The following is a 12807-nucleotide window of genomic DNA, read 5'->3' as shown; positions in this document are numbered from 1 at the left end:
ATTCGTCCTCCAGTTTGTTCGTATCACTAACTCCGCAGCACCGATTTAGTTGCCTAAGAAGAATGAATAAACGGGGGTAGGAGTGCTAAGAGAGATGTTTTTACTCATCTGCGAAAAACGATGTGTTTTTAGCTGAAGTTGCTCAGACCTGCTGCACGATGAAGCCGGCGTAAAATTCGCTGGCCGACTCCGAAGTTTGCTCGCAATCTAACGCGCTAAGTACGTTCTGTCCTTTGCAAAGGGCTGTTATTGCGTTGCGTTAATGGAAATCTTGAAGTCTGCCATCCATCGGCTGTGCGGGTATCATTGCGAGGCGGATAGTGTCACTGCTGATCAGGACAACCTGCAAAATAGGAACAATAGTAGTATTCGCCAGTTCATGGCAATACGCGACCAAAAAGCGGTGATTTGAGACGCGGCTCAAGCCATTTTATGAGGCTGCAAAAAGTAGTCTGACCGGCAATCTATATTCGAAATTGACAGCAGGGCCGCGAGCAAAAGGAAAAACACCTACGGAAAACTTGGATTCTCAAGCCGAAGCAACCGAATATACCGATTTTGATAATATGCTATCTAGACTGGCGGCCGGGGAAAAAAATAACGACTAACAAGCCTGAAGATCGTGTAAAGGAGTTGGTTCAGGTTCTCTTCTTTCACGGTGCAAAAACATGTTCGCGTATGTTAATCCTGTCGATCATTGCGCTCCATGCGGATTGGCTTTGTTGGACGTTAGCGGAACGGTCACATACTTGAATAATTTCTTGGTTCAGCTTCTCGGTTATGAGCGCGAAGTACTGCATGAATATCCATTTAACCGTCTATTGACGGTGGCTAGTAGGCAAGCATTTGAAAATGCATTATCAGAACTCTCTGGATCCGGCAAAGTTGACGAACTTCCGCTTGACCTGTTGACACATGAACGGCGAAAAATTCCAGTACTTCTCAACGCAAGATACGAATCAACTGGGTCTGACTATTCCGCCATTATCAGGATCGCAGTTCTTCCAACCAAAGAGCGATCCAGATACGAACTTGAAATCAAGCGTACGCGGGAAGCGTTACTTGCCGCCAACACAGAGTTGGAGACCCTGAATGCACAATTGAAAGCGGAAGCACGCAGTGCAACGGCGAGGTCAATTAGAGCGGAACGGAGACTTCACAGGGAACGCGAAACTGCCGAGCTCCGCGAAGAATTTATCGCCGTTCTTGGCCATGATTTAAGAAATCCGCTTGCGTCCATTTCTTCTGGATTGCGTATTCTTGAGAAAAGAATGGATTCAGATCGTTCCAATGCTGAGCCCATCGCCGTAATGCAGCACAGCGTTAAAAGAATGGCACGTCTGATTGACAATGTGCTCGATTTCGCACGGGGCCGGCTCGGCGGTGGAATTACCTTGAGCATAGTTAACTGCGATATAGAGGTTGTGATCCAACAAATCGGTATGGAAATGATCCAAGCCTTCCCTGACCGACAAATAGCCGTCGATTTGAGGATCGATGAACGTGTATGGTGTGATCAAATGCGGATTGGGCAATTGGTTTCAAATCTTATGTCCAACGCGTTGGCCCATGGCGACGAAGATAAACCAGTTAAATTATTTGCTCGCTCAATTGCCGAAGAAGATACTTTTGAGATTGCTGTGAGCAATGGCGGAAAGCCAATATCGCCTAAGATTGCAAGGCGTCTATTTCTTCCGTTCTATCGGGGAAAAGCCCGCAAGGGTAAGAATGGCTTGGGCCTCGGCCTTCACATAGCTGCCGAAATCGCCAAAGCCCACCAAGGAAGCTTGAATCTGGTGTCGAATGAAGACCAGACGTGTTTTGTGTTCCGGATGCCGCTATCGCAATATGAAAACTGAACTAGATAATCCAGAATTACGTTTGGGATAGGATTAATCCAAACGCTATTCTATTGCACCCTCCTGCGCCATTCTTTTCGAACGCCTCCTGCGACGGTCGGCACCGTAACCTTAACTTTTATGTAAGTCTCAGCGGTGGATAAGAGAGCAAGCTCGACAATCGCTCCTCGCTTTATCATCGCCATCGCTTTCCACCTGAGATTATTGCAGAGGCGGTGTGGCTGTATTTCCGGTTTCCGCTAAGCTTTCGCATGGTCGAAGACATGCTGGCTTACAGAGGGATCATCGTCACCCACAAGACGGTGCGCGAATGGGCTGAAAAGTTTGGACAAGATTACGCCAATACAATCCGTCGCCGCACGCCGCGCCTTGGTGGCAAATGGCACCTTGATGAGGCTGTCGTGACAATCAACGGCAAACGGCATTTTCTGTGGCGCGCTGTTGATCAGGATGGCTTTGTGCTTGAAGTGCTGGTCCAGAAACGTCGCGATACCAAGGCTGCCAAACGCTTTATCCGCAAACTCTTGTCAGGTCAGGGCGCAGTTCCCCGTGTCATGGTCACGGATAAACTGGGCTCTTATGGTGCCGCCAACCGAGAGATCGGTCTCACGCTCTGTGATCATCGCCAGCACAAAGGCTTGAACAATCGGGCCGAGAATTCGCATCAACCCATACGACGACGAGAACGGGGCATGAAGCGTTTCAAATCAGCTCGACATTTGCAATGTTTCGCATCCATCCACGACCCCCGATCCACAACCTTCACCATTTTCCCCGAGACCGCTTCACCTCTGTCATTCACCGCGAACTACGCCAGACCGCCAATGCCCTCTGGCAGGATATCGCTGGCCTGTAATCTGCCTAATCACAACATCATAGATCAAAACGCATCTGCGCACAGGTTAAGGTTACGGTGCCGTCTCCAAATATCTCAGGTTTCGACAGCGAGCCCTGCTGCCATACTTCTTTTGCGGTCGGTCTATATTTCTCGGGGCTACTATTCTCCTTCGCCCTTGCATAATGTGTTCTAGAGCCGAATTCGCCAAAGTCCAATAGACAGTATTCAAACGCTGTGGGCAGCTGCGGCCAAACCTAATTGCAAATGGTCGTGTCATGTTTTGGTAGCGCCGCACTTTGAAACGTTGAGCATGGTTATGGTCGTGCGGCGATTACTTCGATTTCGACGAGGTAGCCAGGACCTGCGAGGCCTGCGACCTGAAATACGGAGCGGGCGGGAAGGTTGGGCTGTTCCTTAGTGCCGAAAAACTGCGTGTAACCCTCCATGAAACCCTTGAAGTCCATCTTTGCTTCCTTGGATGGATCTCCGACGAGGAAAACCTGCATTTTGACCACGTCGTTCATTTTGAGGTTCATTCCAGCGAGCGTTTTCTCGATGGATTTGAGTGCGGAGACGGTTTGAGTCTTTGTATCTCCGTATGCTTCAATTGAACCCTTAGGTGCTTTTTCATCGGCAACCGAAGCGAGTGCGCCACTGACATAGACCGTCGTCATTCCAGCTGGAACTTCAACGGCCTGCGCGATTGGAAAATCCGAATTCGGGATTTTGTGGCGCACAACCTCTGCTGCGGAGGCTCCGACTGAAGTCGCCATCAATGCTGAGAAGAGAATCGCGCCCGTAACAAGTTTCATAGTCTATGCTCCATTTATTGCAACACTTCTGGCCGGGATTAAGACCAGAAATGTCCGTTTCACTTGTTCTTCCATTCTTATGGCAATCAATGCCGGGATTCCGACACCAATGATATGTCTACCGATCCGGAGATCCAGATGTCCTTAACGGGCATCTTTGACATCTTCTGCCGTCGCTGCATCCTTGTAATCGTTGCCGAAGTTGGTCCGGATATAGTTCACCACGGCGGCGACCTGATCGTCCGACATCATTTCTCCGATCGGCGGCATGCCCTTCTGGCCATGCAGAATGACATAGATCGGATAGCCTGCGGATTCGAGGTTTTCATTCTTGGTGAGCGCTGGATATTTTCCTGCGCCGACGGCTCCCTGACCCTTTGACATGTGGCATGCCTGGCAAACATTTGCATAAAGCTCCTCCCCGGTTTTCTCCGTGAAAGTGTTGCCTTGGCTGAGTGTGGCTCCTGCGGAATCGGCAAGTGCCGTAGAGGTAGAAAAGCCGGCAAATGAAAGAGCGAAGGCTGCCGCGAGACTCCAAGTGTGTTTTTTATGACTGGACATAACAAAATCCCTCACTGGATTTTTGAGGTTCAATGGATCCGATGCTCTTCATCCCTGTATCACGCGCTTGTGCAGGCGCTCGATGGCATCGATCGACGACAGGATCGCGCCTTCCTGCCACGCAGGAATATAGGAGGCGTGTTCGCCAGCAAGCACGATGCGTCCATCGATCTGGCAAAGATTGTCGTAATGTTCCTTACGTGCCTCGTCCGTCCAGTCACCAGCGCAGCCAAGCGTGAACGGCGACCGATGCCACGCCCAGGAAATCCCATTTTCAAATTCGTCTTTGTATTGCGGATGGATGAGTGCTCCTTGTTCGACAGCCTTCTTGACCCGGTCTTGCGGTTCCATTGCCGTGAACTCGTAGGAAGCAGGGCCGTTCCACGTATAACAACCCAGCAGAACACCTTTCCCACCCCTGTTAAAGTCCGTGCTCGGATAAGAAATGTTGGTGATCGGAAGGTCTGTATAACTGACGCCGCCAAATATCAGCTCGTCTTCCTCCCCGAGGATGCGTACGGCACGGCACCGATGGCCGCCTTCATCCTGTCAGAGACCTGGATGTCAATCTGACTGAGGATGGTGAGCGGTATCGTACATACACACCAATCGGCTGCTTCCGTGTGTGTTTCTCCCGATTTGCCGGTATCTTCATATGTTACCGTAACACCCTTGTCGCCCTGTTCGATCTTGACCACCTTGGCATTGAAAGTGATGAGATCCTTGACCTCCTTGGCAAAGGCGTCACCGATCCGACCCATTCCGCCAACCGGCTGGAACATAGTTGTTTGAAACTCATAGAGCGAGAAATTGGCCAGCGCTCCCCAAAGTCCGGAGCTCAGAAGGTCCTTGAAAGCAAGTGGCTCGCCAGGAACAGGCGCTGCTCCCAAACCGCCACCGGGGTCTTTCGCATATCCACGAAATTCGGCCGAAATGGCGCCCTTGACATATTGATAGCCCTTGTCGAGGGCACCCCAGGATCGAAGTGCTTGCAGGAGCATTTCTTGATCTTCCTTGCCGATGCCTTCTTCGAGCTTCCCCTTTTGAGTAGCCTTGGCCAAAAGCTCCGAAACGTGCCCCTGGAAATCGATCTTCACATCACGAATGCGCTGCGGTTTTCCGCCGAAGCCCTTCGTTGAGTGAAGCATTGCGTTGTGATTGATCTGTTGGAACGGCTCCAGTTGCACACCAAGTCGCCGGCAATAAGCCAGCAAACCGTTGTGGTGGTAAGGAATGCGCCACGGTCCGGGATTGATATAGAGCCCTTCGTCGAATTCGCATTTCTGCGTAAAGCCGCCAAGTTCCGTAACCGTGTCGCCGCCGCGTATTGTCCAGTTTCGGCCACCGGCGCGGTTGTTAAATTCCAGAACCTTGACCTTGTAGCCAGCCTGACGCATTTCCAGCGCCGCCAGCATCCCCGCTAGTCCCGCTCCGAGGATCAAAATTGTGGCGCCCTTTGGGTCGCCCTCCAGGTTCACGGGCCCCTTATAACCAGACTCTGCCGCGAGCCCCAGGGTGGTCATCGCCTGGTACATTGCGGCGGTCCCGGCTGTAAGACCAATCATTTGCAATAGCTTGCGCCGGCTCATGCCGACATATGGCTGCTCACTCATCATCTCCCACCTCCTTAAGATGCGGTCAGGTCTCTGGATTGTCTGCTTAGTTCTTGGAAAAAGTTTTCAGATAAGCGATGACGTTAGCGATATCGTCATCCGACTTCAGACCGGCGAATGCCATCTTGGTCTTGGGAACCACGTCTTTGGGCTTGCGCAAATATTTGCTTAATGTGTCATCGTTCCAGACAAGGCCACCGGCTCCTGCCTCTTTCATTGCGTTGGAGTAACTATAGCCGGCATACGTGCCTGCGGTCCGTCCGATAACGCCTTTTAGCGAAGGACCAACCCGATTGGTGTCCTGGTCGGCAACATGGCAAGCCTGGCACTTGTGGAATATCTGTGCACCTTTGTCCGCGTCTTGAGCCCTCGCTCCAAGGACATTAAAGGAAATACAGCTTACTGAAATGAAAGCAGCGATTATCTGCGTTCTTAACATTTACTCCCCCCTCACGTGCCGCCAAATGAAAGTAATTCCAGCATTTGTTAGTGATAACTTACCTTCCCAAGTTTATGGAACAGAAAATTGTTCACAAAATTTGTATATCTTGACATTTTCTCTCATTAAATATTTGAGGGGTTGCAATCCCCCACTGCATTTTGAACTCAACGGATTGTGGAATCTTTGCGATCTCTTCACGTCCAGGTCCGCTTGCGACGCTTTTAAGTGGTGGTGTGCACTGATCAACAAAGCTCTGCTGCCATCTTGGAAGCTAACAATTGGCAATCCATCTGCGGCCACATTTGGCAAAACGCCATCGAGGCACGATCATAGTCGGCGTCTCAATCCTACCGCGACGCACGTATGGCATTCAGGATCATGGCGATGTCGATCACTTCCAGGGGGAACGCGCCTGCTACCGGTGGCAGAAGCCCAAAGGCTGCGATAATCATCGCAACTATCGATAGCCCGAGACCGACCAGGGCTTTGGCAATGACGTGACCCGATGCTTGATCGAGGAACGCAGCGAGGCGAAGCACGTCTTGTGCTTCTCAGCCGTTCGTCACCCTCATGTCGATCACACGCGCTAGGCCGAACGTCAGCGTGCCGGTCTTGTCCAGAACGGCTGTCGTAACCTTGGCCAACGCTTCCATTGCGCCGCCACTCTTGATCAATACGCCGAGATTAGCAGAGCGAGACATACCGGAAATTATGGCAACCGGTAGTGCAAGTATGAGCGGGCAGGGTGTAGCAACGACGAGGACTGCAAGTGCTCGGATGCGATCGCCAGACAGCCACCAGGCGAGCCCGGCGATCAATAGGGTGAGTAGCAGGAACCACACTGCAAAGCGATCTGCAATGCGTACGCTGGGTGCTTTGCTTTCCTGCGCCTGATGGACGAGCCGCACGATATTGGCATAAGTACTCTCAGCAGCCGGTCTGGTCGCGACGAGATCAAAGGCATCGCCTAGATTGGTTGAGCTGCTTAGCGGTGGCACGGTGTTTCCGTGATCAAAGGAAAAAGAAAGCGGCCCGGTAAAGGTTTAAACGTACGACGTCGGACACCTGTGAAATTGGAATGCTCGAGAGCGCTTGACTTCAACGCGCCGAAAAATAGAGAAGTTCCATAATAGAACTTACGCGATTTTTTCTAACATATTGTTTTTATTATCTAATATTATCCTGCGAGCCAACCTTGTGGATCCTACTCAGAATGATGATGCACGTCTGGCTCGCGCGACTTTACCTGTTTCCGCCGGACAGCGATTGCAACAATCAGCTTCTCACGACCGTTGAAAAAGCGCTGGCGGCGATCAGTGAAACGATGACCATGTAGCCAGCCAGAAAAATGGCGAGATCACGCGCTGGGAAAGATGTGCCTATTGGTTTTCGCCAGAGTTCGAACCGTATTTTCTGTTTTAAAACAGCAAGGAAAGCTGCATCGCCCCGATTAAACATAAATTCCGGTCAGGGTCCAGAAACTGCCGACCAGTGAGGCGCTGAAATGGCTGTCGGCCTTGTGTTGCCGGTTGGAAAACGATCCTGCCAGATAGTGCTGAAACTGTGATTTTCCACCGGCAGCGCTCCCCCGACTCATGACACTTGCATTACCGTATCGACTGGTGGAGCAGGGAAATATTTCTGCCATGCCCTTTGGCGGTGTAAAGCGCCTCATCAGCCTGCGCTATCAGTTGCAAGAATGTTTCCTCGCTTGTCACAATATCGGCTGAAGCTCCAACGCTGACCGTTACGGCCATACCATCTCTACCGGCCAAAGGATGACGTATCGACAATGCCTCGACCGCCTGCCGAATTTCCTCTGCAAATGTTCGGATAGATGCGGCGGGAGCCACTCCCGGCCGCAGAATTAAAAATTCCTCTCCTCCAAACCGGCAGGCCAAATCATCATCCGATACGAGCTTTTTCAAAGCATCGGCGACTAGTTTGAGACATTCGTCGCCCGCCAGATGACCGAAACGGTCATTGTATTCCTTGAAATGATCTATATCGAGAAGCAAAACCGTCACCGGAACCCCGGTGCTGTTCGAGGCCGCAGTCAAGCGATGTATTTCGGCATCCAGGCTACGACGGTTGGTCAAACCTGTCAGGGGATCCGACTGTGATACCAGTTCGAGTTCACCATGCTGCTTGAGCAATTGCCCATGCAGGCGGTCCAGATCCTTGTTCTGCAGATAGAGCCGGACCGCTTCAGTAGAGAATCTATAATTTGCGATTAACGTCAGAACGACTGTCGGTACCCCCACAGCCAGATGGAAAAGCACGTAGTCGGTCGTCGCATCTGGCAGAAACCATATAGTTGTATAGACACTCGCCGTTACGACTGCAGACGCTGCCACGCCATATTCCAGGGGTGGTGTCAGAACAATCGTGACCACCATCTGGAAAACGAGTGCTGCATAAAAATAGTTCAGCACGACCGGACTTGCCGTTCCGCCAATTGCCACACACCAGACAACCGTGGCAATACATACTACCAAAACACTGGCGCCTTCTTTCAGACGAATCGAAACAGGTTGCCGATAAAATCGCAGAAGCAATATCGTCAAAGGACCGATAATCGAGAAGCGAAGGATGAACGTCCGCCACGCGATATCCGGCAGAAACCAGGCGTCCACTGCCGTGTAGGAGAAGTAAAACAGCGCAAGAAGCAGCGTGATTGTACGCAGGACTGGCAGACGCGCATCGTGTCTCTCCCTGTCATACTCCGCGCGAATGGTTGCGGGCAGCCGCCTCCGCGATATTTCCTGTATATACTTCATGCCCCAAGACCACCATTAGCGTGATTGCCATGGCCCGATTTCGCGCTCAGTTTACGTGAGCTTTTTTGACAACGATATAGGTTCGCTGATCGTCAAGCACTACTCAGCAGCCACGAGCGCATGACAGTACATCATTGAAATGGGCGATTGAAAGACCGTTTAAAAAAAGCCCGTCTCGGAAAACCGGACGGGCAATGTGGCGTCACGACACGAAAGTGATGAATCTGTCCGACTTTTGAGAACATATGGTGATCATGCAGCAAGGATGGATGTTTCGCGCCGTAACGGCCTGAGATCGAGGCCGTCCGTCGGGGTCCAGATGTAATCGCCGGTGAGACTGACGTGCTGCCACCCGAGCGGGGTGATGTGCTTAATCACGTCGGGCGGCGTGGCGATGCCTACCCGGTTGAGTTCGGCGAAGGCCGGTTCGAGATAGAGCGTGTTCCAGTAGACGATGGCATTAATCAGAAGGTTCAGCCCGGACGCCCGATAGAACTGGCTCTCGAAGGTCCTGTCCCGCAATTCTCCGAGACGATTGAAGAACAGCGCACGGGCCAGGGTGTTCTGGGATTCGCTCTTGTTGAGTCCGGCAGTCGCGTTCCTGCGCATCTCGGGGTTCTGCCACCATTGGGACAGGAAGATGGACCGATTGATACGCCCGAGATCTCGTAGAGCGAGGGCCAGCCCGTTCTGACGCGGGAATGCGGACAGCTTCGCCAGCAGGGTCGACGGGCGAACCTGGCCCGAGCGGATCGTCGTGACGAGGCGCAGGATGTCATTCCAGTTTGCCTTGATTCGCTCGACGTTGATTGATTCGCCAACGAGCGGTGCAAGGTTTTCGGGAGGCGTGTCGCCCGGAAAGAGATAAAGCCTGCGATCCTTGAGACCTCGCAGCCGGGGTACGAGCTGGAAGCCGACCAGATGGCAGAGGGCGAAGCTCATATCGCTGACCCCGCCGGTATCGACATAGTGCGTTTCGATAGCGAGATCACTCCCATGATAAAGCAAGCCGTCGAGGACATAGATGGCCTCGCTTGCATTGGCGTTCATGGCGATAATGTAGAAAGCACCGTACTGATCGGAGGTGAACCTATAGAACTTGGCGCCAGGATTGGGACCATAGCGGGCATTGAGATCGCCGATCGCCTCGGCGTGCCCTCCTGCCGGAAAATACTGGCCGTCAGAGGAAGAGGTTGTTCCGTCGCCCCACAAACTTGCGAGAGGCAATTGCCTCTGGGCGTTGACGAGAATGGCGTGCGCGGCGGTGTAACCTTCCTCCCGGATATGCCAGTCATGCGCCCAGGCAAGCTGGCGCATCGTTATTTCAGGGGAAACATCCGCCATTCTGGTGAGTCCGAGATTGATGCCGTCCGCCAGGATGGCGGTGAGCAGCGCAAGCTTGTTGTCGGCCGTCCGACCGCTGCGCAGATGAGTGAAGGCGTTGGAAAACCCCGTGCGAGCGTCCACCTCCAGCAACAGGTCGGTGATGCGGATCGCAGGCAGGCGCCTTTCCACTTGTCGCTTCATCGATTTGGCGATGTCCGGAAACATGGCCTTGTGCGGCGTGACGCTGAAACCCGCCCCGGTCAATTCGACATCGTCGAGTTCGCCGGCGACCGCCAGACGGGAGAGGTCAGCCAATCCATCGTTCAGAATCTGCCGTTGCTGGCTGAGGTAAGTTTCCACATCGGTATCGACCGCGACCGGAAGCGGGCCTTCCTCATGCATCAGTTCGAATGTCGGCGTGGGAATGAGGAAGCTCTCAAAGGACTGGAAGCGTTTGGCTCCCTCCACCCAGACATCACCTGCATCAAGCCGACGCTTCAATTCGCTGAACAGGCATAGTTCGTAGGCCCTTCGATCGATTTTCCCATCCTGCAGAATGAGCGGCAGCCAGCCTTTCGGCGCGAAGGAGATCGGAGCCGTGTCTGGTATTGCCCTTTTGCCGGTACGATAGAGATCGGCGACCACGGCAAGCGCCCGCAAGAGGTTTGCCGCCACGGCATGACCGCGGAACACGAGCGTCGAAAGGAATTGCGGCGCGAGTTTCCGGATTGTCGGATAGCGCTGAAGCATTTCGACCTTGCCGTCGATGACATCCGGGGCGATCAGCGTGTCGATCGCGGCCACACTGATCGTGAAGGCCGGCCACTGTATGGCGCGTTCTATAGCTTTGGCGATGTCCTCGCCTTTCTCTCTGGCCTCGATGATCGCGTGGCAGACTTTCGAAACATCCTTCAGCGGTTTCTGCACGTCCCGGATTGACCGGGTAACGCGGGCGGCTGCCTGATTGTCGGCCCGCCGCGTCAGGATGCCCATCAGTTTCTTGAACATGTCGATAGTGCAGTCGGTCAGGTGGCGGGAGAGATGTAACGCCGTCGCGGCCAACACGGCGTGTCGGCGTTCGGGGTTGAGATCGCGCAGATGCTGCGCGCTCATCCGCATGCCCTCCGCGGCGAATTCATCAAAGACCTTGGCCGGAATGCGCTCCATCAACATCGTCGGCAGATTCAACGACCGCACAAAGCGAATGCGCTCGGCAATTCTGTCGAGGTTGACGGCGGCTGGTGACAAGGCCGGTGTTCTTGCCCAGGCAAGGACCGTCACGCTCGTCCCATCACGCGGGTCGAGGAGTTCATCCAGTTCGAGCTTCTGTCTCTCCGACAACCCGTCAGCCAAAGCGCGGTGCGCGATACGAACGCCGCGCCGGATCGCCACATGGATGATGGCTTCGAGCGCCGGGCGCGCTGGCAGGAGAATTCGCCGACGTCTCAACTCCTCCACCACCATGTTCGCCAATTTGTCGGCCTGGCGCAACGTTTGGGCGGCAGGTGTCAGCCAGCCGGTTAGTGCCCGCACGTCCGAAGGCGCAAACGGACGCATCTTCATTCGATCGAAAAGCAGAGCGAGGTGCTCGCGTCGTGTCTGCGGACGCTCGAAGTAACCATCGATCTCGCGGTGATCGACGCCGATCTGCCGCGCGAGAAACCGCAGGACGCCAGACGGTAGGACTTCGCCATCCGCAAGCGGTCGGCCCGGATATCTCAATAAGGCCAGAACACAGGTAAGGCCGAGCCGGTTCGGAGCCTTGTTCTGCCGCATGATCAGGTCGAGATCCGCTCGGTCCAGTGTGTAGTGCTTGGCGATCTCCCTTTCATCATCCGGGATGGTTGTCGCCTGTTGCCACCATGCGCTACTTAAAAGAGTTCGTCGTGCCATTGCCAATCCGGACTGTTTTCCTTGCAATCGTCTGCAGGAGCCCGGAATCGGCTATCCGGCCCGTCGGCAGCTCTATGATCTGGCTACCGAAAAGCTCCATCCGATTTCTTGAACCTGGTGAACCTCAGGATCATGGAACCTTGCAGCAACAGTGCTCTATCGAGGCCTCGCAATATGGGTGTGCTTTTCCGCATCCACTACGCATCAGGCAGCGGTTTCAGGGGCTATAGATTCGAAGGTTAAGGCAAGCCTTACGATCAACGGCCAGCAGCCGCGATAATTGACACTTCGAAAGTCGCGCCTCCCGGTAACGAGCTCACCCCGATGGCAGCCCTGCTTGATACGCCGCCTTTGGCATGTTCTTCCAGGAACATTGAAGCAAAATCAGCAACCCGGCTGTGAAGCGTATAGCCTGCGGGTGCGTTGACGTAGACAGTCAGGCTGAGTACAGCGAGTATCTGTTCTCCGCTGACCAGTTGGGTTTTCGCCGCCGTCAGAGCATTTTCCGCCGCGAGTTCGACCGCTATCCGGTATGTTTCAACCGGCGTTTCCGGCACCACTTGCCCCACATGAAGAAGTTTTCCGTTTTCTCTCGGAGTCATTCCCGAGACAAAAATCAGATCACCATGCCGTTTTGCGGGAACGTAGTGTCCCTGTGGTTGAGGCGCACTTCGGTCAGTCAT

General features: G+C 53.5%; 11 protein-coding genes and 2 pseudogenes. 3 read left to right on the top strand and 10 right to left on the bottom strand.

What is annotated here, in order from left to right; translation table 11 throughout:
* Positions 1 to 761 precede the first annotated feature (761 nt).
* Together CES86_RS21335 and CES86_RS21330 are read left to right on the top strand one after the other, a co-directional pair.
* Positions 762 to 1859 carry a sensor histidine kinase gene (locus CES86_RS21335; RefSeq protein WP_167387140.1) on the top strand — a complete coding sequence of 366 codons (1098 nt, stop codon included), beginning with the start codon at positions 762 to 764 and terminating at the stop codon, positions 1857 to 1859.
* Between the two features lie 200 nt (positions 1860 to 2059).
* Positions 2060 to 2715 (top strand): annotated as a pseudogene (locus tag CES86_RS21330) (IS6 family transposase).
* A 296-nt stretch (positions 2716 to 3011) separates the two neighbouring features.
* On the opposite strand, the gene CES86_RS21325 reads toward CES86_RS21330, so the two are convergent.
* From CES86_RS21325 to CES86_RS21305, 6 genes and pseudogenes are all read right to left on the bottom strand, one after another.
* Positions 3012 to 3509: a RidA family protein gene (locus tag CES86_RS21325; protein WP_024899733.1), complete on the bottom strand. Its 498-nt coding sequence runs from the start codon at positions 3507 to 3509 to the stop codon at positions 3012 to 3014.
* 144 nt (positions 3510 to 3653) lie between these two features.
* Complete coding sequence (locus CES86_RS21320) at positions 3654 to 4103, bottom strand: c-type cytochrome (protein WP_235819979.1); 450 nt, start codon at positions 4101 to 4103, stop codon at positions 3654 to 3656.
* 15 nt (positions 4104 to 4118) lie between these two features.
* Entirely contained in the window at positions 4119 to 4517 is a 399-nt protein-coding gene (locus tag CES86_RS28220; RefSeq protein WP_328589826.1) for a flavin monoamine oxidase family protein, read from the bottom strand.
* A gap of 41 nt (positions 4518 to 4558) precedes the next feature.
* Positions 4559 to 5686: a flavin monoamine oxidase family protein gene (locus CES86_RS21315; protein WP_328589821.1), complete on the bottom strand. Its 1128-nt coding sequence runs from the start codon at positions 5684 to 5686 to the stop codon at positions 4559 to 4561.
* 43 nt (positions 5687 to 5729) lie between these two features.
* Complete coding sequence (locus CES86_RS21310; RefSeq protein WP_094515361.1) at positions 5730 to 6122, bottom strand: c-type cytochrome; 393 nt, start codon at positions 6120 to 6122, stop codon at positions 5730 to 5732.
* 479 nt (positions 6123 to 6601) lie between these two features.
* Positions 6602 to 7114: pseudogene (locus tag CES86_RS21305) on the bottom strand (P-type ATPase); the annotation flags it as partial.
* A 224-nt stretch (positions 7115 to 7338) separates the two neighbouring features.
* Between CES86_RS21305 and CES86_RS28140 the strand changes: the two are divergent.
* A complete protein-coding gene (locus CES86_RS28140; protein WP_255483247.1) occupies positions 7339 to 7461 on the top strand; it encodes a hypothetical protein in 123 nt (40 codons plus the stop codon).
* Between the two features lie 114 nt (positions 7462 to 7575).
* Here the strand turns inward: CES86_RS28140 and CES86_RS27610 are convergent, their stop codons facing one another.
* From CES86_RS27610 to CES86_RS21290, 4 genes are all read right to left on the bottom strand, one after another.
* On the bottom strand, positions 7576 to 7722 hold the full coding sequence (locus tag CES86_RS27610) for a hypothetical protein (protein ID WP_167387139.1): 147 nt from the start codon (positions 7720 to 7722) through the stop codon (positions 7576 to 7578).
* A gap of 10 nt (positions 7723 to 7732) precedes the next feature.
* Complete coding sequence (locus tag CES86_RS21300; RefSeq protein WP_167387138.1) at positions 7733 to 8761, bottom strand: GGDEF domain-containing protein; 1029 nt, start codon at positions 8759 to 8761, stop codon at positions 7733 to 7735.
* A 396-nt stretch (positions 8762 to 9157) separates the two neighbouring features.
* Positions 9158 to 12124 (bottom strand): Tn3 family transposase, encoded by a 2967-nt coding sequence (locus CES86_RS21295; RefSeq protein ID WP_094515359.1) that lies wholly within the window; start codon positions 12122 to 12124, stop codon positions 9158 to 9160.
* A 257-nt stretch (positions 12125 to 12381) separates the two neighbouring features.
* The gene (locus tag CES86_RS21290) at positions 12382 to 12807 is read right to left on the bottom strand and encodes a RidA family protein (RefSeq protein WP_094515358.1); all 426 of its coding nucleotides are present in this window, start codon (positions 12805 to 12807) and stop codon (positions 12382 to 12384) included.

The organism is Brucella lupini, from assembly GCF_002252535.1.
Classification (GTDB): Bacteria; Pseudomonadota; Alphaproteobacteria; order Rhizobiales; family Rhizobiaceae; genus Brucella; species Brucella anthropi.
Note: the sequence above shows the minus strand (reverse complement) of the source record. Positions and strands in the feature narration are given on the sequence as shown.